This window comes from Dyella sp., from assembly GCF_035685885.1.
Taxonomy (GTDB): Bacteria; Pseudomonadota; Gammaproteobacteria; order Xanthomonadales; family Rhodanobacteraceae; genus Dyella.
Genome location: NZ_DASRZX010000154.1, coordinates 13,796 through 40,075, shown reverse-complemented (window position 1 = coordinate 40,075; position 26,280 = coordinate 13,796). Strand labels below are relative to the sequence as shown.

Genomic DNA, 26,280 nt, shown 5'->3' with positions numbered 1-26,280 from the left:
CCGGAAGACGGGCGTGACCTACGGCGCCGATGCGGTGACCCTGGGCACGTCGATCGGCGCGCTGGTGGCGATTCCGTTCGGCGTCGTGCACGCCGGTGCGGCCTTGCTTTCGCCGGCATTGATGCCCTACGCGCTGGGCGTCGCGCTGCTGAGTTCAGCGCTGCCTTATTCGCTGGAGATGGTCGCCCTGACGCGCATGCCCTCGCGCACCTTCAGCACCTTGCTGAGCCTGGAACCCGCTGTGGCGGCGATGGCGGGCGTGATGCTGCTCGGAGAAAGCCTCACGCCTCTGCAATGGTTGGCGATCGTGGCGATCATCATCGCCTCGGCGGGAACCGCCCTGGGTGTCACAAGGCCCGCGGTGGTGGAGCCGTTGGCGAGCTGAAGAACGAATCGCCGAGCCGCAAGGCCGCATCAATCGCTGCGCGGTCGCGCCTTGCTTCGGGTGCGCTTCCTGGGAGCGGTTGCCTGCGTGGCATCGCCCACCGGCGTCACGCGGCCCGCGCTCAGTTGCTCCAGCCACGACAGGTCGTCGATGTACGACAGGAAATGCTGCAGGTAGCCCGGCGACAGATCGCGCATCAAGCCGATGGATCGATGCACCAGGGCGCCTGAATTGAGCGGGCCGGCATTGGTGGGCGCACGCTTGAGGGACTGGCGCAGCTGGCTTTCGGCGCGCAGTCCCGCCCAGATCTGTCGGAACGTATCGAGCATGGCCGGTTCGGTGAAGTGGCCGGATGCGCCGTTGATGTCGCGAGGCTTCGTGGAAGCATCGCGAGCCATGTCGTCGACGAGTTGCTTCAGCGATGTGTCCCTGGTGTCGGCAGGCGAGTCCGCATGGCTGGCGCGAAGTGCTGCTGCCTCAAGATCTGCGGCATACGTATCGAGCAAACCCGCCAGTCGTTCATCCAGCAGGCAGCGTGCCTCGCCCGCATGCGCGGATACGCGCTTCTCCAGTGCATCGATGAGATGAAAGCGCAGGGGATCGAGGCGGTCGGCGCGCTGCTCGCGCCATGCCTCGATCCGCGCGCGTGCGGGGAGCATCTGCCTACTCATGGCCTGCGGCGCTGGTGGCCGAGGGCTTGGGAATCGGCGCGATTTCCACGCGGCGGTTCTTCGCTCGGCCATCGTCGGTGGCGTTGGAGCTCACGGGCTGTTCCGCGCCGAATGCCGCGGCGAACACCGAGGACGAAGGCACGCCTTCGGCGATCAGCGCGCGCGTCACGGTCAGTGCGCGCTCGGCTGACAGTTCCCAGTTGTCGGCGAAATGACGGTTGCTGTCGCGCACCTGCTGGTCGTCGGTGAAGCCGCTGACCATCAGGATTTCCTCGCGCGACTGCAGGTACTGCGCGAGCGGTCCGGCCAGGCTCTTCAACAACTCATGGCCCTCCGGCTGCAACTGGTCGGAGTTGAGCGCGAACAGCACGTTGCCGCGGATGCCGATGCGTCCGTTCACCAGCGTCACGCGGCCGGCGGCCAGCGGTGCGGCCAAGGCCTGCTCCAGCGTCATGCGGCGCGCGGCTTCGGCCTGGTGCTGCTTCACCTCGTCGTCGAGCCGGCTCTGCAATTGCAGCTGCACGCCGATCACGCCCACCAGGATCAGCACGAACGCGCCGAGCAGCACCGCCATCAGGTCGCCGAAGGCGGCCCAGATCGGTGTTGCCGATTCCCCTTCGATGTCCGAGTCGTGGCTCACGCGGTCTCGGCTCCGGCATGGGCGCGCTGGCGCGCGAGCTGCTGCATTTCCTCGATGATCTGCTTCTGCGACAGCATGCTGAGATCCACCACTTCGCGCGCCTGTGCGACGTAGTAGGCGAGCTGCTCGTCGCCGCGTAGCTGCGAGCGGTCGAGTGCGTTGGCGATATGTTCCAGCCGCTCCATCAACGCTTCGTTCGACTGGCCGAACTGCTGTGCGGCCGCGCCGAATGCTTCGCCCAGGCTGGCCACTTCGACCGCGCTGCCGGTGAGCTGCGCGGCGACGCTGCCGAGCCTGCCGGTCTCCGCTTCGATGTGGTCGGTGAAGCGCGTGCCGACGCGGTCGAGCAGGTCGGCCGAGGTGGCAACGAGTGCATCGACGGCAGTGCGTTGTTCGGTGGAGGCGTGGTTCACCGCGTCCAGCAGGGTTTCCAGCGTAGCGAGCAGGCGGCTGCGTTCCTCCAGCATGGCCGTGTCACGCACCATGCTGTCGGAAAGCTTCTGGCGAAGTTCGGCGACCACATCGGCTGCGGCCTTCGGCGCTTCCGAGGCGGCCTGCACCAGGCGTGAAATCTCGGCGATCGTCTCGCCGGCATGCGCCTGCGCCTGCGCGGTGATGTCCTGGGCGGTGCGCTCCAGTGTGCTGCAGATGTCCTGGTGGCGGCTCGCAGCCTGTTCGCCGGCGAGTTCCCACTGCTTGCCCAGCGTGGCGCCCATCGCGGTGAGTGCGTCGGTCCAGTGGGACAGGCGCTGTTCGTCGCGTGACGCCAGCGTGGACTGCAGGTCGTTGTGCGATTGCTCCACCACGCGCACCAGCGAGGACGCCTGCGCTTCGAACGTTGAGGTGGCTTCGGTGAGCGCCTGCTGATGGCGCGCGACCAGGGCGGTGTGGGTTTCGTCCTGTTTCGCCAGCGCGTGGGTCCACGCATCGACCACGTGGCTTGCGGTGGCGTCGAGGCGGGCCGACACGTTGTCGATCAGGTCGGTGGAGCGTTGTTCGAAGGACGTGTTGAATCGCTCCAGCGAGACGTGCAGTTCCTGCGTCGTCGCCTCGTTGGAACGGCGATGCTCGGCCAGCGCCTGGCTCCAGAGCTCTGCCACCGTCGTGGTGGTGTCGCGCAGGCCGCGGGTCACACCGTCCAGGTGTTGCTGCACGGTCTGGGTCACTGCGTTGTGCAGCGATGCCGTCTCGCGTGCGAGGCCGGCCATGGTGGCTTCCACGATGGGTTGCAGCGCGGCGCCGATCACGCGCGTGCTTTCGGTCACGCTGTCCTTGAGCGACTGCTCGACCGAGGCCGCAAGGCGCATATAGACGGTTTCGGTGCGGCCGTGGAAGGCATCCTGCGCGGCGAGCTGGCGATCGCCGGTGGCGGCGCTGTGCTGTTCGATCGCCGTCATCATCGCCTGCAGGCGATCGAGCAGCGCGGGCATGCCGTCGGTCTGCCGCTGCAGCAGCGCAAAGGACTGTTCGCGCTGGTAGGCCTGCGAATAGGGGCGCAAGGTGGTGGCGATGCGCGCGTCCAGCAGCTGCGTTGCCTGCACGCGCTCGCGGCGGCACAGCGCGGACAGCAGGCCGAGCATGGCGGAGCTGGCCACACCGGCGATCGAGGTGCCGAAGGCGAAGCCGAGGCCTTTCACCGGCGCGGCGAGCGAGCCGCGCATCGCCTGCAGGTCGGTCGCGCTTTCCAGTGCCAGGCCGGTGCCGCGCAGCGTGGCCATCATGCCCAGCAGCGTGCCCAGCATGCCGAGCAGCACCAGCAGGCCGACCAGGTAGGGCGTCAGCGTCGGCGCGGGCATGGCGACGCGTTCGCCTTCGATGCGCAGGCGCGTGGCGTTGCGCAGGCCCGGATGCAGGCGGCCCAGCCAGTCGCCCAGGCTGGACGGCGCCTCGGCCAGCGCATCAAGCGCATGCTGCAGCGTGGCGGTGGCCTGGCGATAGCGATGCAGTTCCAGGCCGCCGGCGAGATAGCACGCGCCGATCAGCATGGCGACGACGGCACCCAGCGGATTCGTACCGATGTAGCCCACGCCGATCCAGGCCACCACGGCCAGGCCCGCGACGAACACGGCAAGGTTGAGGAGTGTTCTAAGCATGAGGTTCCCGTTGGCAGGTGCGAAGCGCCGCTAGCAGGCCTTCGATCGGTTGAAAGCGAAGTTCCAGTTCGGCGAGCAGCACGCCCTGCAGGTCTTTGCGAAAGGTATCCAGCCACGCCTCATGCGCCGCGCCGGGCGTGCCGGTGTCGACGGAAGCGTCGGCCGATGCGTTGTCCTGCGACTGGCGCAGGCGCTCGAAGTGTTCGCCGAACAGGGCCGGCACGGCGGCCAGCAAGGCGTGTTCGCGCGGGCTCAGCGCCTGCTCCATCACCGCATCCACGTCGGCCAGCCGCGCCATGGCGGGCGAGCACTGCGCGAGCATGTCGCGCAGGCGGCCACGCAGGCGACCGGTGGCTGCCTGCATCCGGCGCTGATGGGTGAGGTAGTGCTGGCGAAAGACCGCGAAGTCCACGGGGTTGCGGTCGCCGTGCTCCGGTGCGGCCGCGAAGGCAGTCAACGCGGATTCCGCCAATGACGCACGCAGGCGGGCGCATTCCTCTTCTTCGGCGGTATCAAAGGCCGGCGCGCCCGAAGCGTCCGCCGGCCTGCCGTCCAGGGCGGTGGACAGCGCGATGGCCTGCGTCCAATCGAGCCATTGGCTCAACCGGTCCGGCAGGGGGGCGGAGGGCGGCGGGACGTCAGCGTGGGTGAGACGAGCGAGCAGACGAATCAACGCCGGCCCACGCACGGGCGCCCGAAGAGGGGCTTGCAGCATTTTTCTGGCTAAAAAACCGCCAGTTTACGCGAACAGCTGATGGCTTGCTGGCGCGAAGGGACGCGGCGTCTCCGGGGGAGGCGCTCCAGCGCGGTCCGGGCGCGCCCGCAGGCGGTCCGATTCCGGCGGAGGCAAGTAGTTTTTCGGTATTCATTTGCCCCGGCCGGGCGTCAAATGGAGTTCCGGCCCACCGGTCAGACCACCAAGCGCAACCTCGATGGGGGCATCCATGTCCACAACAGCCGAACAGCAGGGTTCTTCAGGCCGCCAATCGTCCAAATCCCGGCGTGGCACGAACGGGCACGCGAAGAAGGCCAAGGCCGACGCGGCCCAGGCCGATGATCTGGGCCAGCGCACGTTCCGCTTCACGGTGGAAGACCGCGAGGCCATGGCCAAGGCGCTGCGAGCGAGCTGTTCGCGCAAGGCGCTGGGCGCCTGGACGCCAGCAAAAAAGCGCTTCGATCCGATCGACCTGCTGATCGAAACGTCCAAGGGGCGCGTCGAGACGCTGGTGCCGATCCGCTACGGGCGCATGATGGCTTCGCCGTTCGCGTTCTTCCGCGGCGCTGCCGCCATCATGGCGGGCGATCTGGCCGAAACGCCGAGCACCGGCATCCACCTGCAGATCTGCGGCGATGCACACCTGGTGAACTTCGGTGGCTTCGCCACGCCCGAGCGCGCGCTGGTGTTCGACATCAACGATTTCGACGAGACCACGCTCGGGCCCTGGGAATGGGACATCAAGCGGCTCTGCGCAAGCATGGTGGTCGCTTCGCGCGCCAACGGCTTCAATGCCGATGACGCCAAGGACGCGGCGTGGGAAGCGGCCTCTGCGTATCGCGACCATGTCGCCGAGTACGCATCCAAGCCGATACTGGATGCCTGGTACGACCACATCGACTTGCAGGGCGTGATCGACCGCATGCAGGACGAGCAGCTCAAGAAAGTAGCGGTCAAAAGCGTTCGCAAGGCGGTGGAACACACGGCGCACACCAAGGAATTCGTCAAGCTCACCGTGGAGGGCGGCTCCCCGCCGCGCATCCAGGACGAACCGCCGCTGATCTACCACGACGCAGCGGTGCAGGACGAAGTAAGCCAGGAAGAGCGCATGAAGGCATTCGCGGTCTATCGCGAATCGCTGTCGCCGGAGCGGCGCATCCTGCTCGATCGCTTCGAGCCGATGGATACGGCCGTGAAGGTGGTGGGCGTGGGCAGCGTCGGCACCTACTGCGGCATCATGCTGCTGGTGTCGGGCAGCGGCGATCCCTTGTTCCTGCAGTTCAAGGAAGCGCGCCAGTCGGTGATCGAGCCCTTCATCGGCAAGAACCCGTACAAGCACCAGGGCCAGCGCGTGGTGTCGGGGCAGCGCGTGATGCAGTCGGCCAGCGACATCTTCCTGGGCTGGACCCAGACTGCCGGGCGCGATTTCTACGTGCGCCAGTTGCGCGATGCGAAAATCTCGCCGCAGATCGAGCTGATGAGGCCATCCAACCTTCGCCGCTTCGCACGGCTGTGCGCACACGCCGTGGCGCGTGCGCATGCGAGGTCGGCCGACGCGGTCATGCTGGCGGCCTACCTGGGCAAGAGCGATGCCTTCGCCGATGCGATGACTTCGTTCTCGGTGGCTTACGCCGACCAGAACGAACGCGATCATGCGGCGCTGGTGGCTGCTGCGCGTGCCGGTCGCGTGGACGCCGCCGTCATCCAGTAGCGCAATCGCTGCGCGGAGTCAGTGCGCCTGCACGGCTCCGCTGCGCCGCTCGCGCAGCAGCGTCCACAGCACGGCAGCTGCCATCACGTCGAGCACGCCGAGGCAGGCGAACAGTGGGTGATAACCCAGCGTGTCGGCGAGCTGAGCCAGTACTTTCTGGTATTCGTGCTTATCGCGCAGATCTTCGCCAAGGTGCCCGCGCTCAATACGCTTGAACCGGCCACAAGGCAGGCGGCCTTTGGCATCGCGCAGGTGGTGACGTTGCTGGCGTTCGTGGTCGCTGCCATCTGGGCCACCCGTGCGCTTCGCGCCCGCCGGCTGGTGGCGGCTGTTCCACCGGAGCGCATCTAGGCCAGACGCGCCCGCGACCTTTCGCTGTGGACGTGCGACGCGTCAGATCACACGCGGGCGTCGTCAGCCACCATCGATTTCGAGTTCGCCTTCGACTTCCACCGGAATGTTGAAGGGAAGCTGCGCCATGCCCACGGCGGAACGCACGTGCGCGCCGCGTTCAGGACCCCAGAGCGAAAGAATCAGGTCGGAGAAGCCGTTGATCACCGCGGGCTGCTCACAGAAGGTCGGCGCCGAATTGACCATGCCCAGTACCTTCACCCAGCGAGTGACGCGATCCAGGCTGCCGATGTCGCGCTGGATGCTGCCAAGCACCGAAAGCGCTACGTGGCGCGCTGCCTCGTAGCCATCCTCGACGCTCAGCTCCGCGCCCAGCTTGCCGCGCATGGAGTGAATGCCGCCATCGGCCGCCTGCGGGCCGTGGCCGGAGAACAACAGGCGGGAACCGCGGCGCAGCACCAGCGAGAACGGCAGCCGCACGCCAGGAAGCATCGGCATGGCCGGCGGCAACGACAGCCCCAGGTCCGCAAGTCGACGTTCGATCTCACCCATGCCCGTTCTCCGCCCCAAGTCTTGTTGCCGGTCATCGTTGCGCAGGACCTCGATGGCTGCAATGGAACCTGCCGTGACAGGATCGACCGTTTGCCGAAGGTCCGCGGTGCGTCATGGCACGTGCCGCGTCGAGGGCGTTCACGTGGCAAACGAAACACTCCTTGCACACGATCGCAGTCACTGGCCATGCGTGGCATGAAGTGACACGATCGGGAAATGACGAGCGCGCCATCCACCAGCTCGACCCATCTGCTCGATCTGGCACGCCTTCGCCGGGTTCGCGATCGCATCGATCGGGAATATGCGCAGCCGCTGGATGTCGAGGCGCTCGCCACGGGCGTGGGCATGTCGGCAGGACACCTCAGTCGCCAGTTCCGGCTGGCCTATGGCGAGTCGCCGTACTCGTATCTGATGACGCGCCGCATCGAGCGGGCGATGGCGTTGCTGCGCGTGGGCGAGCTCAGCGTCACCGACGTCTGTTTCCAGGTGGGTTGCTCGTCGCTGGGCACGTTCAGCACGCGCTTCACCGAGCTCGTCGGCGTGCCGCCCAGTGTCTACAAGCTTCGTGAGGCGGGTGCCACCGAGGGGATGCCATCGTGCGTGGCCAAGCAGGTCACGCGACCGATCAGGAATCGAGAAGCGCGGGTGGATGCGTCGCCCGTAGAGTGATCCCCACGGACTTCATCCAACCACGAGACTGATTACCATGGATATCTCCATACACGCGAGTTTTCTTCCGCACTCCGATCCCGAGGCCTCACTGGCCTTTTATCGCGATACGCTGGGTTTCGAGGTGCGCAACGACGTGGGCCACAAGGGCATGCGCTGGATCACCGTGGGCCCTGCCAACCAACCCGGCACATCCATCGTGCTCTACCCGCCGACGGCCAGCCCCGGCATCACCGATGACGAGCGCCGCGTGATTGGGGAAATGATGGCCAAGGGCACCTACGGTATCGTCGTGCTCTCCACCAGGAACCTCGATGGCACCTTCGAGCGCCTGCAGGCACGGGAAGCGGAGATCGTGCAGGAACCGACCCGGCAGCCGTACGGCGTGCGCGACTGCGCGGTGCGTGATCCCGCGGGCAACATGGTCCGCATCCAGGAAGTGGCGTAAGCACGCGGGAAGGGCGCGCTGGTTGCACCGCGCGCCCGGTCTTTCCTTGAGACGCCCCAGGCGGCGCAAACCACGGCATGCCCGGGGTATCGGCAGTGAGCGTAACCGCCGTCTGCGCGGCAAGAAGTTCCCTCCGCCTTGACTGCGAAAATTACCTGACTTAAGTTAGGTAATATGGAAATCGACGACGTCAGACGTATTCGACGATTCAACCGTGCCGTGACCTCCGCCGTCGGCGCGCTGGATGCGTCGTTCCTCGGCCGCGGTCGGCCGCTTGGCTCCGCTCGCGTGATCAATGCCATCGGGCAGGGTCATGCCGATGTCGCGTCCTTGAGGGAATACCTGGGCCTGGAGACCAGCCTGATGAGTCGTCTGCTGCGGGGGCTCGAGGACGAAGGCCTCGTTGAAACCGTTCCCAGTGCCCACGATGCGCGCTGTCGCGTTGCGCAGCTGACAAAGACGGGCAAGGCGGAATACCGCGCGTATGAGAGGCTCTCCAACGCGCAGGCTACGGCGATGCTTGCGGGCCACACGCGACCCGGCGATGTACTGGCTGCGATGGATCTCATCGCGTCGGCGCTGGGCCGCGAGCGGATCGCGGTGGAAGAAGTCGATCCGCGCAGCGATGCGGCCAGGCATTGTCTCGATGCGTACTACGCGGAGCTGGCGCAACGTTTCGAACAGGGCTTCGACGTGGCGCGTTCGCGCAATCCGTCGCCCGGGCAGATGATGCGTCCGCACGGCGCTTTCCTGCTTGCCTTGTCCGACGGCCTGCCGATCGGCTGCGTGGGCCTGAAGGGCGCGGGCGAACGCATCGCCGAAATCAAGCGGCTATGGATCGCCCCATCCGCACGCGGGCTGGGACTTTCCAGGCGACTGATGACGCAGGCCGAGGACATTGCGCGCGAGCTGTCCTTCACCACGTTGCGGCTGGACACCCATCGCTCGCTGCACGAGGCGAGGCAGCTGTATCTGAAATCCGGCTGGAAGGAAATCGATCGCTTCAATGACGACCCTTATGCCGACTTCTTCTTCGAGAAGAAGCTTTGAGGCAAGCGTCGGTGTGTCGAGGAAACGTGCACGCCAGGTGATGTGACCGAAGAATCCCCCAAACGGTCGACTTGCACCGCCCCGGATCGCGGCCGACCATGATGCTTCCCACAGGGCAACCACGGGCCACTCCTTCGCCGAATGGATGCGACGTAGCGGGCAGCCACGCAGTCATGGATTGTGCGGAGATGGCAGAGCTCACCGGTACTCACCAGGGGTTCTCCTATAGCGCGATCTGGAATCGCGTCGATGCTCGCCATCTTGTATGGAGCGCGGTCATGCACACGCCTGCCGGCAATTGGTGCGGGAGTCCGACCGGCACCATCTATACGCTGGAATCGACCGACGCCACCTGCGAAGCGCGCGTGAGGCTGGCGATCGACGCCGAGATAGAGAGTGGGAAGGATCACCTGCAGGACACCGATGGCTGAGCGCGCGGCGTCGGAAGCCGCGGCTGCATGAAGCAGGCGCGGAAGCGCCACGGGTATCCGCGGCGCTGCTTCCAGGCGGGTCATCAGGCCCACAGGCGAACGACCATCGCGCTTCCGGGCCGCGAAAAATGCGCGCATGCTTGCACGACAGCGCCGAGCACATGTTCCCGGGGGGGGCGATCGACTCATGCCATCCGACCCATCGTTCCACCACGTCCAACGTACTTCGGTGGACCAGCAGTCCTGGTGGCGCTGGCTGCCTGGCCTGATCGTGATCAGCAGCTATCGGGCGGAGTGGTTGCCGAAGGACCTTGCCGCCGGCCTGGTATTGACCACCATGCTGGTGCCCGTCGGCATCGCCTATGCGGAGGCCTCGGGCGTTCCTGGCGTCTATGGTTTGTACGCCACGATTGTTCCGCTGCTGGCCTACGCCATCTTCGGACCGAGCCGCATCCTGGTGCTCGGTCCGGATTCCGCACTCGCGGCGCCGATCCTTGCCGTCGTTGCGCCGATGGCCATCAGCGATCCGTCGCGCGCCGTTGCGCTGGCCGGGATGATGGCGGTGGTTTCCGGCGTGTTCTGCATCGTGCTTGGCTTGCTGCGCCTGGGCTTTGTCACCGAGCTGCTTTCCAAACCTATTCGATACGGCTACATGAACGGCATCGCGCTCACCGTGCTGATCAGCCAGCTGCCGAAACTCTTTGCCATTTCCATCGAGGACCAGGGGCCACTGCGTGATGTGGTGAACCTGGGCAACGCCATCGCGGCAGGCCAGGCCAACGGCTACAGCGTTGCCGTCGGCGTCGGGAGCCTGGTGCTCATCCTCCTCCTCAAGCGCTTTGAACGGCTGCCCGGCATCCTCATCGCCGTCATCGTGGCGACGCTGTGCGTCACCGTGTTCAAGCTCGATGCGCATGGCGTAAAGGTGCTCGGCAAGATTCCGCAAGGGTTGCCCTCGTTCGTGTTGCCATGGGCAAGCAACGCCGATCTCGTCAAAGTGGTGCTGGGCGGTTGCGCGGTGGCACTCATCTCGTTTGCGGACACCAGCGTGCTCTCGCGCACTTTCGCTGCTCGCTTCAACAGCCGTGTGGATCCCAATCAGGAAATGGTCGGACTGGGCGCTGCGAACCTGGCTGCAGGATTCTTCCAGGGCTTTCCCATCAGCAGCAGCTCATCGCGTACCCCCGTGGCCGAAGCGGCCGGCGCCAGGACGCAGATCACCGGCGTCGTGGGTGCCTTGGCGGTGGCCGTGCTGCTGGTGGCCGCGCCAAACCTGATGCGTTACCTGCCCAACAGCGCGCTTGCCGCCGTGGTGATCGCGGCGGCGCTGGGCCTGTTCGAGTTCGCCGACCTCAAGCGCATCTACCGCATCCAGCGCTGGGAGTTCTGGCTTTCCATGGCCTGTTTCGCGGGCGTTGCCGTCTTCGGTGCGATACCGGGCATCGGCCTGGCCGTGGTGATCGCCGTCATCGAATTCCTGTGGGACGGCTGGCGCCCCCATTACGCCGTCCTGGGACGGGTGGAAGGCTTGCGCGGATACCACGACATCAAGCGTTATCCGCACGCCCAGCGCATACCCGGCCTTGTGCTGTTTCGCTGGGATGCGCCGTTGTTCTTTGCCAATGCCGAGCTGTTCCAGGAGCGCCTGCTTGAGGCCGTCGACGACTCGCCCACGCCCGTGCGACGCATCGTCGTGGCTGCGGAGCCGGTGACGAGCGTGGACGTGACATCCGCCGACATGCTGAGGGAATTGAGCCGAACGCTCGGGGAGCGCGGCATGGAGCTGCGTTTCGCCGAGATGAAGGACCCCGTGCGCGACAAGCTCAAGCGCTTCGAGCTGACGGACATCCTTGGGGACGAGCATTTCCATCCCACGGTCGGCAGCGCGGTGGACGACTATCTTGGCCTTCGCTAGGACGTTCGGAGCGGGCGGAATCGGTCCATCCTGGACACGCGTTCCGCCCGCTTGCGCCCCTTACTTGTTGGGGCTCGCAATGGTGAGTTCCACGCGCCGATTCTGGGCCTTGCCCTCGGCCGTATCGTTGGAAGCCACCGGATTGGCTTCGCCGTAGCCGTGGGCCGAGACCATGTTGGCTTTCACGCCCTGCGAAATCATGAACTGCATGACGTTGTCGGCACGCTTCTGGGAAAGGATCTGATTGGTTGTCACCCCTTGGCTTGCCAGCTGCGGACCTATCGGCGTGCTGTCGGTATAGCCGTTCACATTGATCTTGTTCTTCTGGTGCGGCGCGAGGATGGCCGCCACCTTGCTGATGCTGGTCTTGGCGCCTTCGGAGATCTCCCATCCGCCGGATGGAAACAGCAGCTGGTCGTTGAGCGAGATCTTGATTGCGTCCTGCATCCTGGTGATCTGCATGTCGCGCGAGGCAACTTCCGATCCCATGGTCGAGTTCAGCTGCTGGTACTGCGCCTCGAGTTCGGCATTGCGCTGTTGCGACTCATCATATTTCTGCTGGGAAACGCAGCCAGCCATCAGCAATGCTGCAACCAGTGCGCACAGTGTCATTGACTTGGTCATTTGAAGTTCTCCATTCGACGAAAGTTACGCGGAGACGACGTTGGCGCCGAAGCACGCTTGCTTTCGCGGTGCCAATCGCCGCGGAGGTTTCGAGTGCCTGCGTTCTACCCAGGTGACCATCCGTCCCTCGTGCTCGATGCCGCCAGAGGAAGGCGATCCGAAAGATGGTTCCGACAGCTAGATAGGCTTCACCCTGTACAAGCAGCGTGAATCGAAGGGCGGCTTCCGATCGCCTTGCAAAGTGCCTGCGTTGAACTACGGAAGGAATGCTAGGTAGATGTACGGAGACACGATCGCCACGACGCAATTCGCTCTTCCAAGTAGTTTTGCGGAAGGACGTCAAGGCCATTTTCCGCGGCACTCGGGATGGCATCGGAGGCATGCATGACAGGCCCGGAATCCATCGCACGGTGAGGTAGGGCTAGCCTCAAGCTTCTCGGATCGACACGACAGATGTGCGTCACCGATGGATAAGGGTGGACGCAAGCGTGGCATATGCGGTCCCCATGGCGATCATCCCTGCCGAGCCCAGCAGAACCACGGCCGTCGATAAGGTCCATGGACAGGCGAACCACACCTGGATGTTGTCCAGAAAGGCCGCGCGTGGAAGGCGACGTCCTGCATCGCGGAATCGCCAAGGCAGCGAGAGCGGCACGGGGTGGCTGACCGACATTGCATCCTGGCCATCCCGTCGGCAAGCTTGGCCGTCCATCGTCAGTTCGAGCAGCCATCGACCGATAGGGCAGTGATCCCGGAACCACCAACGCCTCTGACAAGGACGTCCCTCGAATGATTCGCAAAACTGTGGTGGCTCTTCTCCTGGTCCTGCTGACGAGCCTTCCATCCATCCATGCAGAGGATGCATCGGCCCCCGTCGAAGCCCGCGTGCCGTTCGCGCCCAGCCCGTTTGTTGGAAGCGACGGCCTGAGACATCTGGCGTACGAGCTGCATGTCAGCAATTTCTACGGTGATACCGGTTCGCTGGAGCTGCGCGACCTGAGCGTTTTCGGCGACGACGCCACGACGCCGGTGCTGGCGATGGATGCCAAGGATCTGGCGAAGGTGCTCAGGCCCGTGCCAGAGGAACACCAGACGCCATCGATTGCGGCAGGCAAACGCGCCGTCATTTTCGTTTGGATCACCTTGCCGCCGGGCGCGGCAGTCCCGCACACGCTGCGCCACCGTATCGAATTCGAGACGGAGAAGCGGGGTGGCACCGTGCTCGATGGCGCCATGGTTCGTGTTGGCAATGAATTCATCACCACGATCGGTCCGCCACTGCGTGGCGGTCTCTGGTTGGCGCACGAAGGTCCGGGGGCAGCCCAATCCCATCACTGGGGAAGCCTGGTCGCGGTAAACGGACAGCTCACCATTCCGCAGCGCTATGCCCTGGATCTCGTTGGCATTGACGCTGCAGGGCACGCAATGCGTTCAAGCGTGAAGGACATCCATAAATCCACGCATGCCGACTGGATTGGCTATGGAGCAGATGTTCTTGCCGTTGCCGACGGTGTGGTGATTGGCATGCGCGATGGCGAAGCGGAACATGCGCCGCTTGCGCCTCAGCCCGAACCCGCGTCGCTTACCGCGAATGGCCTCTTCGGCAACTACGTCGTGTTGCAGATCGCGCCCGGCGTGTTTGCCAGCTATGCCCACTTGCAGCGCGGCAGCGTCATGGTCAAGACCGGCGATCACGTGCATCGCGGGCAGGTGCTTGCGCACCTCGGCCAGTCGGGAAATTCAGCGGCACCGCACCTGCATTTTCAGCTGTCCAACGCCAGCACGTTCGAAGGGTCGGAAGGCATTCCCTATGTATTCGACCGCTTCGATTTTCTGGGTCCGGAGTCCGAAGGCCAGTTGTTCGGGCAGGGCCAACCGTGGCAGCACGCTGATGCACAGCCACGTCGTGCAGAGATGCCGTTGAACGATGTCGTGATTCAATTTCCCGACCAGTGATGACGGAGGTACGCAGCGCCATTTTCCAGGGACGAGGGTGGCAACCGTGCCGTGGAACTCGAACGACAGCGGCTTTGTGGCGTAAGCTGCGCACAGCGGCATGGTTCAAGTGAATCGCGACATGAACAGAAGGTTTTGCAAGCACCATGGATGAGCACGGCTCGAAAGCCAGTCGGGCTGTCCCCGTCTTCATCGCTTTGATCGCTGTGCTCACTCTGGTCGTCCTCTTCGCGCCACGCTTCGAGCATCCTGTGGCGACCACCAAGGTCACCCGTCCGACGCGGAGCATCATGCCCGCGGTCGAGCTCTGGCTGAGCACGGCGGACCGCCGACTGAAGCTTGCGCGGCAGCCAGATATAGCCATGAGCGTTCGTGGCGAGTCGTCCGCCGACGTGGTTATCGAAGTCGACAAGAGGTACCAGGAGATCACCGGTTTCGGGGCGGCGATGACCGACTCCTCGGCGTGGCTGCTGCAGAACAAGCTCAATGCGCAGCAGCGTGGCGCGTTGCTGCAGGAGCTGTACGGCCCGCCGCCCAACCTCAACTTCAACATGATGCGGCTCACCATCGGCGCCTCCGATTTCTCGTTGAAGCTGTACACGCTGGATGATCTCCCTTTTGGCCAGAGCGATCCGCAGCTGGAGCATTTCAACGTCACACCGAACCTGAGCGACGTCATTCCCACCGTGCGCGAGGTGCTTTCCATCAATCCGGAGCTGCTCGTCATCGCCTCGTCGTGGACTGCGCCGGCCTGGATGAAGACCAGCCAGAACCTGATCGGCGGCGAGTTGCTGGAGCAGTACGAAAGCGCGTTCGCGGATTACCTGGTGAAATACCTGGACGTCTATCGCGGATATGGCATTCCCATCTTCGCGTTGACGCTGCAGAACGAGCCGAGCTACGTCCCGATCACCTATCCGGGCATGGAAATGAGCGCGGCCACGCGCGCACGCGTCGTTGCCCAATACCTCGGGCCGAAGCTGGCACGCCGCAAGTCAAAGACGCGCATCCTGGAGTGGGACCACAACTGGAGCCAGCCGGAACAACCCTTGAGCGTGCTTGGCGACCCCGATGCTGCGCGCTACATCGACGGCGTGGCGTGGCACTGCTACGAAGGCAGCCAGTATGCGCAGGGGCGCGTGCACAAGGCGTTTCCCAGGAAAGATACGTACATCACCGAGTGTTCCGGCGGTGACTGGGCGTCGAGCGTGAACGGCGAGCTGCTGTGGTTTGCTCGCAACCTGCTGGTGACCGGAACCCGGCAATGGGCTCGCGGCGTCGTGTACTGGAACCTGGCGCTCGATGAAAACCACGGGCCGCATTTTGGCGGCTGCGCCGCGTGCAAGGGCGTGATCACGATCGACTCACGCACAGGAGATGTGACTCGCAACGACGAATACTACGCGCTGGCGCACTTCAGCAAATTCGTCCTGCCCGGCGCCGTGCGGGTGGAATCCACGGCCACCGACAAGGAACGCCTCGATAACGTGGCATTCCAGGATGCTTCCGACGGATCGATCGTGCTGGTGATGGTGAACAGCAACACGGAGGAGCGCCACGTTTCGGTGGCGGAGAACAAGACCCGCTTCGAATACACCATGCCGCCGGAAAGCGTGGCGACCTTCGTATGGAACCCGAGCCAGGCGGGCGCATGGATGGGTCGCGCGTACTGATGGCCGGATGAGTGCGCTGTCGAAGCGGGCTCTGCACAGCTGACGTGCCCGCGTGCAGGCCGGTTGCGGCGAATCCGCGTGCGTTGCCACCGCGCTGACATGCCAACACGACCCAGCAGGCTCGTGATGTCCGTTTGGATGCGCGCGGACACCGCCTGTCTGTCCGGACACCGTCCGCGGACAGTGTTCACGTGGCGAGGGAGTTCGACGAAATGGCTTGGCGGTGCGGTTTTTCAGGGATATTTGGAGTTGGCGCGGCGATTGCTCCATCTCCAGTGAGAGCAAAACCAACCCACCTGGAGAGCCGTCATGAAATTCGAGAACCTGATCCTGAATAGCCTGTACGTCGCCTGCTTCGCCATCTGCGTTCTTACCGTCGGCGCCATGATCACCTACACCCCGGCGACCACGTCGAACGTCGTCACCAGCCAGACGACGGCTCCCGCCTCAGCGGCTTGAAGTGACAGCTGTCGAACCGGCAATTACTTGCCAGTTCGGATGCTTCAAGCATCTTGAGGGTGCTTTCCAGCCCCTCGACATGCCTCGGCCCACGACGTCATGCCACTGGCGGACGTTCCGAACCGCCCTCGCGCATCCTGGCGCGCCGGCCATCGGTCGAAGCAGGGGCCCACTCGCGGCAAGCGCCGAGGCATCGTAGAGGGGCGGTAACGGGAATGCGCATGACAAGCGGGGATCGGCCGGGCCTTTCGATGCCCAGCCATGGCGAAGGCGGCGATCAGCGGCCCTCTCGATGAGTCTTAAGCACGCTTGGGAGCCGACGGCAACACCGTAAACCGGTTGCACAGGAAAGTGCTTCCCGCAGCGTCCTTGGTCTTGGCATAGGTGCTTTCGCGAACCGTCAGTACTTCGCCCTGGATGCAGCGCTGGTCCTCATGGAGGAGGTCGGCAAAGCTACCCGTGCGCGGCGGAATATCGCCTTCAGCACGCTTCTCTTCCCCGTAGCCAATCCAATAGCTGACCCAGTCCGCGGGCTGCTTGGGTGCGCTGGCGCCCGACTTTGCCGATTGGAAGCCAAGCTCGTAGCTCGCGTGATCAATAGGCACGAAATGCAGGGCGGTCAAGGGCAACGCGTCCGCCTGCGGGTCGGCCTTCCTTACCGGTTGTGCGCTTGAGCTGTAGCTGCGCTGCACCAGAACGCCAACAACGATGATGAGTCCAACCGTAGCGAGTACCAAACCTTTCGTCTTCATAGAGCCCCCTCTCTTTGTTGAAGATCGTCCGGAATCGACGAGCGTGTATTCGTGCAAGCCAAACATTCGTCCGCTTCTGTTTGCGGACACTGCTTCCAGATCCAGGAGATGTCGACGACGTCGACCTCCATTCCCTGCATCAAGGCAACCTCGTTGATCTCCTCCGCGCGGATGAAAGCCTCGGCGCCGGAGGTTTGATGGCCTTGCGAGATTTCCGGCCAGTGCCGTGCAGCGAGATCAATGGCCTCGGAGAACGCCGCGTTCGGGTCGTTTGCCGAGACCACGCCGTAAAGCTCGAAGCTGGCGGGCCCTTCGAGACACACGAATCCCTGCCCGGCAGCCAAGACTGACCAAAGTCCCATAAGTCCCCGTTCTCCTGTCTGCCCCGGATACGGACAGACATCCCCTTGCATCCCCTGCGCGCCACGCGGCTACCCACATGGCAGCCAGCACACGGTGCCGGCCCATCCCCTTTGCGCAAGCCCGCGAAGGCCATGCATGGTGCCGCAGACGCTCAACGGGGCATCGCGGTCACCTCGATACCACCCCACTTCGCTGACCGCAATCGGAAATTTTCCCGGGGCAGGTTGCCCATTACGCGTGCGATCGCCGTTCCGGTGGCCCGGTGATGCCAGCTTGGACGCGCGAACCGGTATCGCTGTGAAGGTGCGAATTCCGGTGTTGTTGAAATTTGTTGCGATAAGCGCTGAACACCTCGGTGGTCCACGATTGCGTAGCCCTCAAGGTGATGGGAGCCGGTAGGGCCGGCGTTGGAAAACCCCGAAAATGTCTATGTGCCGCAAGCACGACGAAGCGATGGGGCGCACACCTGTTTACACGGCAAGGACCGGGTACTGCTTCCCGGGCCTGATGACTTCCTCGCTTATCTGTTATCCCGTGTCACTCGTGGTCATGGTCGCCGCTGTGCGGGATGACCGCATGACGACTACTGAAGCCGTTTCGGCTTTCGCCATTGGCGGAACGCTCCTGGCGCTCGTCATCCGGGGTGGCATGTACCACTTAGCCACTTGGGAACGGCTGCGATATAGCCGTCTGTGGACTACTGCCCATCGCAAGACTCCCGTGCCCTGGCGTCCGTGTCCACTTCACGTGTCGATCCGGTCTCCAACTGCCGCAGGGCTTTGATGGGCTGGTTTCACACGGGCTCCCACTTTTTGCTCGTGCTCGTTGCACTCGGACATTTCAAGTTTTTGTCGGCGCCGATCCGACCGGATTGCCATCGTGCGGTGCCGGGAAAATTACCGCCGCCACGCACTGCGAAAGATCGTCGGCCACCAACAGCCGCGAAAAGCTTGGGTCTGCATGGCATATTTTTTGCTCTGATCCGCCGGGGTCGAAATCGGATGGAACTCAATATCTGCCGCTTCGCGCCGAAACAGTCATCGTCATCGACGGGAAGCCATGAATCGCATTTTTCGCCTGATCTTCAGCCGCGCGCTGGGCGCGTTCGTCGTCGCTTCTGAACTGGCCTCGTCGCGGGGCCGGGCCTCGCGCGTTCGCTCTGCCGCTACCCTGCTGATATCGCCGCTGGCGCTGCTTTGCGCGCCGGCCTGGGCGCAGTCCTGCCTTGTGGTGACCCGCCCCCAGCTGGCGTTCGGTTCGGTGACCTATCCGGTCGCGGGGCAGACGTTTGTCACTCAGACAGACGGGGGCACGAGCGGCGGTAACCTTTACCAAAGTGTGGGTGCCGCAGGCGGCAACGAATCCGTCCATCACGATGGTGCTGCCGGCAATGACGGTGGGGCGGGCTCGGCGGGCAATGCGATGACGGTGCTCAACTGCGCCAGTCAAACGGGTTTCCCGATCCTGGCCCAGTCGACGGGTGGCGGTGGTGGCTACGGGGAGGATGGCCTGCCGGGCGGCGATGGTGGCCGTGGCGGCGACGGCGGCAACCTGCTGGTTGAAAACCTGTCAGGTGGCAGCGTGTCGGCGAATTCCGGCAACGGCGTTCCCGGTGCGATCTACGTGGTCAGCGCGGGCGGAAACGGTGGCAGCGCCGGCAATGGCGAGCTGGGTGCCGATGGGGGCAGTGGTGGCAACGGAGGCAATGGCGGCACGGTAAACGTGCTCAATGACGCCGGGGCCAGCGTGTCCACGACGGGTGACCATGTCGACGGCATCCACATCGAGAGCGATGGCGGCACCGCATCCGAGGGCGGCAGCGGCGGCTGGGCCCTGTGGGGGCATGCGGGCAACGGCGGTGCCGGCGGTAATTCCGGGTCGGATGTCAGCGCGGTCAACAACGGCGCCATCACCACTTCCGGCGCCGACAGCGAAGGCATCTACGCGCACAGTGTCGGTGGCAATGGCGGCAACGGGGGCTCCGAGCTGAGCGGCGGCATCGTCAGCGTGGGCGGTTCCGGTGGCGCCGGCGGCCTGGGCGGGGCCGTCACCATTTACACCGCCGGAACCATCGCCACCAGCGGCAGCCAGAGCGAAGGCATCGACGCACTGTCCATTGGCGGTGGCGGCGGCGATGGCGGCAATGCGATCGCGGCATTCCCCCTGATCGCGGTGGCGATCGGCGGCAGTGGCGGCAGTGGCGGTGACGGCGGCTCGGTGTTCGTGCAGACCGAACCCGATGCCAGCATCCGCACCGCCGGGGCCAACGCGGCCGGCATCTCGGCGCGCACGATCGGTGGCGGCGGTGGCGACGGTGGCTATGCGAACGCCTTTGCCGTGGGCGGTACCGTGGCACCGATTTCCTTTGCCCTGAGCATTGGCGGCAGCGGTGGCAGCGGCGGCAACGGTGGCGCTACGCCGAGCAGCGCCGACAGTGCAGCCATCGCCAATGCTATCGGCAGTCATCAGGTTCCTCTCGGCTCCGGCGGGTTCGCCACATACGTCGCCAACGCCGGCACCCTCGTGACCGGTGATCTGTCCCTGGCGGACCAGTGGTCGGCGTCGCTGAGCAGCGGCAACGGCAATCCGCAGGCGCTGCCCGGCGACTCGTCGGACGGCATCCTTGCCCAGTCCATTGGCGGCGGCGGCGGGCACGGCGGCAACGTATTCAACGTATCGGCGGCCGTGGGCATGACGACGAACCTGGCCGTCAGCGCGGCGCTGGGTGGCTCGGGCGGCAGTGGCGGTGACGGTGAAAACGTCGGCGTCAACAACCTCTACGGCACCATTACCACTTATGGGCGCAATGCGAATGGCATCGTCGCCCAATCCATCGGCGGCGGCGGCGGCTCGGGTGGCAACACCCTGAGCGTGGCGGCGGAGGCGGGAGGCTCGCTCAGCGGGCAGCTCGGCTTGTCGCTTGGCGGAAGTGGCGGCAGTGGTGGCGCTGCCGGCGTAGTGATGGTCAATCCTGGTCAGTCAGTGACGACCATGGGCACCGGCTCGGTGGGCATTCTGGCCCAATCCGTCGGCGGCGGTGGCGGCAACGGTGGCAGCGTGATGGATGTGGGCGCCGGTGTCAGCGCCAATTCGGTCACGCTGATGGTGTCCCTGGGTGGCAAGGGCGGCAGTGGCGGCACGGGCAATACGGTCCTGGTGAGCAATGACGGCTTCGGCCCCACCACGCTGGCCACGTTTGGTGACAACGCCGACGGCGTGCTGGCGCAGTCCATCGGCGGCGGTGGTGGCAATGGCGGCTCGGTCAACACTTATGCGGTGACCGTCGCAGGCGGCTATCTGGCCGGTACCGTCAATGTCGGCGTGGGTGGCAGTGGCGGCACCGGCGGAACCGGTGGCGAGGCCGATGTCTACTACAGCGGCAACATCACCACCTACGGCGATGCGTCGGCGGCCATCAAGGCGCAGTCCATCGGCGGTGGCGGCGGCAATGGTGGCAGCGTGCAGGCGCTGTCCATCGCGGCATCGTTCAACGCACAGCCTCAAAGCAGCGCGCAAACCCTGGCGGTGACGGTGGGCGGCAGTGGCGGGACGGGCCAGGATGGCGGTGACGCGCATGTGGAACTCGCACAGAACACGACCCTGAAGACCGAGGGTGAGCGCTCGGTTGGCATCATGGTGCAGTCCATTGGTGGCGGTGGTGGCAATGGCGGCAGCGTCAGCAGCTTCGCATTGTCCACCGCGGCGCCGAACCTGGATACCCTGAAGCAGTTCGTGGAAGGCGAGATCGGTGCGTACCTGACCCAGTACGTTTCAAAGCCAGCGTCGACCGCCATCACGGATGGAGCCGTCACCGCAGTCACCAAGTTCAAGTGGTCGCTGCAGGACGGCGAGGGTGAGGCCCGAACCGGAGACGCGAACGACGCGGGCCAGTCGGTGAAAAATCAGCTGGCGGCGTTCACCAGCAAGGCAAACAGCCTGATCCAGAACGCCAATGACGTCATCAAGCAGAACGCCGACGTCAACGACACGATTTCCACGAACAACGGCATCATTGCCGCGCAAACGGCAGCGCAGGCCACGGCGCAGCAGGCAGTGGCCGACTATGTGTCCGACCTGAAGCTGACCACCGGCTCGACTATCGGGATGGTGCAGCAGCAGGTGCAATCGGAGCTGACCAGTGCGCAGAATTCCCTGGCTCTAGCCCAGGCCGCCTTGGCGGCGGCGGATCCGAGCCATCCTGACTACGCCACGGCCCAGAACAACGTGACCAAGGCACAGGCGGCGGTCAGCGAGATCCAGACTTACGCCAGCAAGGTTGCCGCGACACAGGACACGCTGGCATACGCCAGCAATGCCATCGCTGCGGCGCATGACGCCATCGCCAAGGCCAAGAGCAGCCCGTACTACAGCGACGATGAGGTCAACCCCGATCTGGTGGCGAACGCCAACAGTGTGAAGCAGCAAGCCGCCGCAGCGCTCAAGACAGCGCAGGAAGATCCGGTCAAGAACGCCGACGAGGCCGATCAGCAATTGGCCGAAGCGGATGTGGACAACAACGAGCTGAACAAGTCGGTCGGCAACACGGCCGGCGACGGCGACAATACCGACGACAACGGCGGTGGCGACAACGGCGGTGGCACGCCGCCAAAGCCGACCAAGATCCCCAGCGTGACGGTGAATGTGGCGGTTGGCGGCTCCGGGGGCGCAGCCGGCGACGGCAAGCAGGCCAGTGCCGAACTGCGTTCAGGCGCCCAGATCATCACGCAAGGCGGGCAGTCCTACGGCATGCTGGTCCAGTCCATCGGCGGCGGCGGCGGCACGGGCGGGCATGCCCAGTCGGACGGTTTTGTCGGCGTGAACAACTACACCGTCGGTTTTGCGCTGGGCGGCTTCGGCAGCGGCGGCGGCAACGGCGGTGCAGTAAACGTCGGTAGCGAAAGCAACACGTCCATCACCACGTCGGGCGACGCTGCGTACGGCATCCTTGCCCAGAGCATAGGTGGAGGCGGCGGTGAAGGTGGCGTGGCGCAGGAGAACTTCAGTGCCAGCATCAGCCGGGCACTGGGGATCACTGACCCGAGCGTGATCGTCAACATGCCCAGCCCTAAAGAGCAGACGGCGCTGACCATCGGCGGTTACGGCGGCAATGCCGGCCATGGCGGCGACGTCAATGTCGACCTCGACACCGCCATCACCACCACCGGCACCAATGCGATGGGCATCGTTGCGCAGAGCATCGGTGGGGGCGGTGGCAGCGGCAACATCGCACAGACCCAAAGCTCGATGTTCGAGTTCGACCTCGGCGGTTCGGCAGGGGCGGGTGGCAACGGCGGCACGGTCAACGTCGCCGAGGGCGGCGTGATCAACACCACCGGCAGCAACGCAGTCGGCATCCTCGCGCAGAGCATCGGCGGCGGTGGTGGCAACGGCGGTGTCGCCCAGATGAGCGAGCCGGTGAGCTCTGGCGAAGTGGACGTCGAGACGGAAATCTCGACCCGTAGCCTTTCGGTTTCGCCGACTGTTCCATGGGACCTGAAACTGTCCGTGGGTGGCAAGGGCGGCGCGGCGGGCAACGGCGGCGACGTGACCGTGGGTTGCGGTCCGGGTGCAGGCTCGCCGGTGGCGTGCGCCGGCAGCATCACCACCAGCGGTGCGGTGGCGCACGCCATCCAGGCGCAGTCGATCGGTGGCGGCGGAGGCACAAGCCAGATCTCCAACCTTTCGCCGGGCCAGGGCGACATCTCCTTCCAGGTGTGGAAGGGCATTTCCTATGGCAACAGCGGCACCGTGACGGTCAACGACAACGCCAGCAGCCATTTCACCATCGCCACCAGCGGAGATGGCGCGATGGGCATCGTGGCGCAATCGCTGACCAATGGCGGCGGCAGCCTGAGCATCGACGCCGCTACAGGGCTGTATTCGGTTGCCTACTATTCGGGTGACGATGATGCGAACAACGGCGACGGTGGTGCCGATGCCGGCAAGCCGGCGGGCAACGCCCCGGACAACGGCGGCGACGCGACCAGGCCCTTGATCAACGCAGGCTGTGTGCTGCCGCAAGGCTGCACCGCCGACGCCAGCGTCAATGGCGGCACCGTGGTCAACCTGTATGGCAGCGTCACCACCACAGGTCGTGCGGCGTATGGCATCTATGCACAGAGTCTGTCTGCCGCGACGACCGTGTTCACCACCGAGGGTGCCCAGGTCGGCGGGGGTACCGAGCTGGTGACGGGGCTGGCGAACCAGAACATCAATGCGATCGAGATCAATGCCGGGGCACGCGTCATCACCAGCGGCGATGGCGCGCATGGCATCGTGAGCCTGACCAACAGCAACACGCCCGGCACGTTCGCCGACCTGGCGCTCGATGGCAATGGCGGCACGAACAGCCACGTCCAGAACACCGTCATCAACGGCGCCGTCAGCGTGTCCGGCGCGAATGCGTGGGGACTTCTTCTGGAGAATGGCAGTGCGATCACGTCCGGTGTGAACCCTTTCTGGTTGAACGTTGCCACGGGTGCCAATCTTGCCCAGCCGGACGCTTCCCTGCGCAATGCCCGCAACGTAGTGGGACTGCAGGTCAATGCGGGCGGCACGGTGCAGTACACCGGCGTGAGCGACGGTGCGACCAGCTACGGCCAGGCCGGCGCCGTGATGGTCAACAATTTCCTTGGCTCGGCATTCGTTGACGTATCCGGCAGCATCCAGGCGCCGGATGCCATCGCCGTGAGCGTGTCGTCCTATGGCATGCAGAGCAATCAGGACCCGATTGCCTCCTCGCCCAGGTACACGCTCGACGTGCACAGCGGTGGTTCCATCACCGGCGGCATCATCCTGAGTGGTGCCTCAAGCAGCCTGTCAGTGGAACAAGGGGGCAATGTCACCGGCTATCTGGCGATACAGGATGCAACGTCGGCAGGGGCGATGACCTCGGGCTCAGGCAATGACAACGGCGCCTCTGTCGCGGACGTCACGATCAATGGCGTGTTCACCGGCACCAACGGCGCGCACATGCTGGCGTCCAACTACAACCCGGGAAACCTCGTCAACCATGAAGGAGCGGTGGTCGACATCGACAGCAGCACCAAGGGTGACGTGGAAGGCGTGGGTGCCTACATCGCTGTCGCCGGCACCCTGACTGCGGGTAGCAACACCGTGGCGGCCATCCACGTGATCAGCCCGACGGCACCGGCATCGATCATCGTCAGCGGTCAATTGCTCGGCGCGTACGGCGGAACCGGGGACGTGATCCATGTGGGCATGGATGACGGCATGTCCATGGCGCGCATCATCAACCAGGGCACCATTCTCGGAAACATTGCCGGCCCTGGCGTGGCGACCAGCGCGCCGGTCTTCGGCAATGACGACGGCAACAGCATCGTCAACCAAAGTGGTGGCCTGATCGATGGCCAAGTCTTCGGCATCCACTCCTACGACAACGGCGGCACGCACCAGTTTGACTTGCCCAACGACGAACTGCCCTCCGGAGCTGCCTTCGTCAACGTGGGTACGTTCACCAGTGAAACCGGCAGCAAGCTTCGGGTCAACCTGACCCAGTTGCCTGAGAACTTCACGCCCGTCACGCTGATCCAGACCGTCAATCCCATGGCGGCCAACGTCATTGGCACACTGGCCGCCAGTGGCATCGCCACGACGCTGGATACGTCCACATCCACGGCAACGGCGCTGAATGTGAAGAACGTCAGCATCAACTACAAGGTGGCAGGCTTGAGTGGCGATCTGCTGCAGGCTGCGCAAACCGCGACCAGTCAGGTCCAGGCCATCGCCAATGGCAAGGTATCGCCACAGGCGATGCAGAACCTCAACAACGATGGCCTGTACAGCCTGCTGCTCCAGGGCGCGAATGCAACCAGCCTGGCGGCGCTGAGCGGCTATCTTGGATCCTTGAATGCCAACGCGAACTTCTCGGATGCCGCTGTCGCCGAAGATGCCGCCAACAGCGCTGCCAACGCGTTGCACAGTTGCGGCGGCGCTGCCGGGGCAAGTCATGATCCGATTGAACAGGGCGAATGCGACTGGGTGAAGGCCACGTATGATGAGGCCGAGCGTCGCGGCGGGCAGCAGAGCGACAGCACCCGCGGATTGGCTGGCGGCGTCCAGCGTGAAGTGGGCGACGATGTCTTTGTTGGCGCGAGCGCCAACTACGGCGACACGCGCTTCAATGGTGGTCTGTCCAGCGCCAAGGGGCATCGCGCGTTCCTGGGCGGCATCGTGAAGACGGTGCGCGGGAATGCCTTCGGGTCAGTGTCGCTGGTGGCAGGTGACGCATGGGGTACGGGTCGTCGCACGATTCCTGTCCCGGGTGGAGAGGACGCGCCGGTAGCCACATCCAACCACCGTGCAAGCATCCTTGCCAGCCGCTTGCGCGCGGGCTACAAGTTCGGCTTCAACGCATTTGACGTGTTGCCGGTCCTGGACCTCAACCTGAACTACGTACGCGACCAGGGCTACCGTGAAGTCGGTGCAGGCACGCTCGACATGCGCGTTCGCCCCAACACCAACGTCAACCCTGACGCACACCCCTTCGTGCAGATCGGCAGCCACTTGAACGTGGGAAAGGCGTCGATGCGCGCCTACCTGGAACTTGGCGAACGTTTCCGCTTCAACGATGTGCACGCCGTTGCAAGCATGCCTGACGCCTTCGATCAGTACAGCGACATTCCGGTCGTCCAGCACCTGGACAGGCGGATGACGACGTATGCGGCCGGCGCCGTCGTGGACTGGACCGACAAGCTGGAATCGCGTCTGGTCTACGAGCAGGAGGAGGGTGATACGAGCAGGACGAGGAACGTCAGCTTCAAGTTTGCCTGGAAGCTGTGACGGGCTGGCGGCTTACAGGT

The 26,280-nt window shown here is 64.7% G+C and carries 20 protein-coding genes; 12 read left to right on the top strand and 8 right to left on the bottom strand.

Annotated elements, in window-relative coordinates; translation table 11 throughout:
• The coding region (locus VFG49_RS17695; RefSeq protein ID WP_324863007.1) for an EamA family transporter at positions 1-385 on the top strand (385 nt) is incomplete at its 5' end.
• A gap of 29 nt (positions 386-414) precedes the next feature.
• On the opposite strand, the gene VFG49_RS17690 is transcribed toward VFG49_RS17695, so the two are convergent.
• From VFG49_RS17690 to VFG49_RS17675, 4 genes are read right to left on the bottom strand one after another with little or no spacing between them, the layout of a single operon-like run.
• Positions 415-1,044 carry a DUF2894 domain-containing protein gene (locus tag VFG49_RS17690; RefSeq protein ID WP_324863005.1) on the bottom strand — a complete coding sequence of 210 codons (630 nt, stop codon included), beginning with the start codon at positions 1,042-1,044 and terminating at the stop codon, positions 415-417.
• Between the two features lie 4 nt (positions 1,045-1,048).
• A complete protein-coding gene (locus VFG49_RS17685; protein ID WP_324863003.1) occupies positions 1,049-1,696 on the bottom strand; it encodes an OmpA family protein in 648 nt (215 codons plus the stop codon).
• Complete coding sequence (locus VFG49_RS17680; protein ID WP_324863001.1) at positions 1,693-3,789, bottom strand: DUF802 domain-containing protein; 2,097 nt, start codon at positions 3,787-3,789, stop codon at positions 1,693-1,695. The genes VFG49_RS17685 and VFG49_RS17680 overlap by 4 nt, the downstream gene beginning before the upstream one ends.
• Positions 3,782-4,504: a DUF3348 domain-containing protein gene (locus VFG49_RS17675; protein WP_324862998.1), complete on the bottom strand. Its 723-nt coding sequence runs from the start codon at positions 4,502-4,504 to the stop codon at positions 3,782-3,784. The genes VFG49_RS17680 and VFG49_RS17675 overlap by 8 nt, the downstream gene beginning before the upstream one ends.
• 229 nt (positions 4,505-4,733) lie before the next feature.
• On the opposite strand from VFG49_RS17675, the gene VFG49_RS17670 reads away from it, so the two are divergent.
• Positions 4,734-6,215: a DUF2252 domain-containing protein gene (locus VFG49_RS17670; RefSeq protein ID WP_324862996.1), complete on the top strand. Its 1,482-nt coding sequence runs from the start codon at positions 4,734-4,736 to the stop codon at positions 6,213-6,215.
• Positions 6,216-6,236: 21 nt separating this feature from the next.
• Positions 6,237-6,566: a hypothetical protein gene (locus VFG49_RS17665; protein WP_324862994.1), complete on the top strand. Its 330-nt coding sequence runs from the start codon at positions 6,237-6,239 to the stop codon at positions 6,564-6,566.
• 63 nt (positions 6,567-6,629) lie between these two features.
• On the opposite strand, the gene VFG49_RS17660 is transcribed toward VFG49_RS17665, so the two are convergent.
• Complete coding sequence (locus VFG49_RS17660) at positions 6,630-7,118, bottom strand: RidA family protein (protein WP_324862992.1); 489 nt, start codon at positions 7,116-7,118, stop codon at positions 6,630-6,632.
• 216 nt (positions 7,119-7,334) lie between these two features.
• Here VFG49_RS17660 and VFG49_RS17655 point away from each other — a divergent pair, with 216 nt between their 5' ends.
• The 5 genes from VFG49_RS17655 (at position 7,335) to VFG49_RS17635 (ending at position 11,631) form a co-directional block, all read left to right on the top strand.
• Positions 7,335-7,787, top strand: coding sequence for a helix-turn-helix transcriptional regulator (locus VFG49_RS17655; protein WP_324862990.1), 453 nt, complete (start codon positions 7,335-7,337; stop codon positions 7,785-7,787).
• A gap of 37 nt (positions 7,788-7,824) precedes the next feature.
• Entirely contained in the window at positions 7,825-8,235 is a 411-nt protein-coding gene (locus tag VFG49_RS17650; RefSeq protein ID WP_324862988.1) for a VOC family protein, read from the top strand.
• A gap of 219 nt (positions 8,236-8,454) precedes the next feature.
• The gene (locus tag VFG49_RS17645; protein WP_324862986.1) at positions 8,455-9,285 is read left to right on the top strand and encodes a helix-turn-helix domain-containing GNAT family N-acetyltransferase; all 831 of its coding nucleotides are present in this window, start codon (positions 8,455-8,457) and stop codon (positions 9,283-9,285) included.
• Between the two features lie 188 nt (positions 9,286-9,473).
• A complete protein-coding gene (locus VFG49_RS17640) occupies positions 9,474-9,716 on the top strand; it encodes a hypothetical protein (protein ID WP_324862984.1) in 243 nt (80 codons plus the stop codon).
• Between the two features lie 187 nt (positions 9,717-9,903).
• Positions 9,904-11,631 (top strand): SulP family inorganic anion transporter, encoded by a 1,728-nt coding sequence (locus tag VFG49_RS17635; RefSeq protein WP_324862982.1) that lies wholly within the window; start codon positions 9,904-9,906, stop codon positions 11,629-11,631.
• 60 nt (positions 11,632-11,691) lie between these two features.
• Here VFG49_RS17635 and VFG49_RS17630 read toward each other — a convergent pair whose 3' ends face one another.
• Positions 11,692-12,255 (bottom strand): OmpA family protein, encoded by a 564-nt coding sequence (locus tag VFG49_RS17630; protein WP_324862980.1) that lies wholly within the window; start codon positions 12,253-12,255, stop codon positions 11,692-11,694.
• Positions 12,256-13,044: 789 nt separating this feature from the next.
• On the opposite strand from VFG49_RS17630, the gene VFG49_RS17625 reads away from it, so the two are divergent.
• From VFG49_RS17625 to VFG49_RS17615, 3 genes are all read left to right on the top strand, one after another.
• A complete protein-coding gene (locus VFG49_RS17625) occupies positions 13,045-14,211 on the top strand; it encodes a M23 family metallopeptidase (RefSeq protein ID WP_324862978.1) in 1,167 nt (388 codons plus the stop codon).
• 362 nt (positions 14,212-14,573) lie between these two features.
• Positions 14,574-15,884 (top strand): glycoside hydrolase family 30 protein, encoded by a 1,311-nt coding sequence (locus tag VFG49_RS17620; RefSeq protein WP_324862976.1) that lies wholly within the window; start codon positions 14,574-14,576, stop codon positions 15,882-15,884.
• A gap of 309 nt (positions 15,885-16,193) precedes the next feature.
• Positions 16,194-16,343 carry a hypothetical protein gene (locus VFG49_RS17615; protein ID WP_324862974.1) on the top strand — a complete coding sequence of 50 codons (150 nt, stop codon included), beginning with the start codon at positions 16,194-16,196 and terminating at the stop codon, positions 16,341-16,343.
• Between the two features lie 299 nt (positions 16,344-16,642).
• On the opposite strand, the gene VFG49_RS17610 is transcribed toward VFG49_RS17615, so the two are convergent.
• The gene (locus VFG49_RS17610) at positions 16,643-17,095 is read right to left on the bottom strand and encodes a hypothetical protein (protein WP_324862972.1); all 453 of its coding nucleotides are present in this window, start codon (positions 17,093-17,095) and stop codon (positions 16,643-16,645) included.
• Positions 17,092-17,457 (bottom strand): hypothetical protein, encoded by a 366-nt coding sequence (locus VFG49_RS17605; protein ID WP_324862969.1) that lies wholly within the window; start codon positions 17,455-17,457, stop codon positions 17,092-17,094. The genes VFG49_RS17610 and VFG49_RS17605 overlap by 4 nt, the downstream gene beginning before the upstream one ends.
• Positions 17,458-18,517: 1,060 nt before the next feature.
• Between VFG49_RS17605 and VFG49_RS17600 the strand changes: the two genes are divergently transcribed.
• Positions 18,518-26,260 (top strand): ESPR-type extended signal peptide-containing protein, encoded by a 7,743-nt coding sequence (locus tag VFG49_RS17600; RefSeq protein WP_324862967.1) that lies wholly within the window; start codon positions 18,518-18,520, stop codon positions 26,258-26,260.
• The last annotated feature ends 20 nt before the right edge of the window (positions 26,261-26,280 follow it).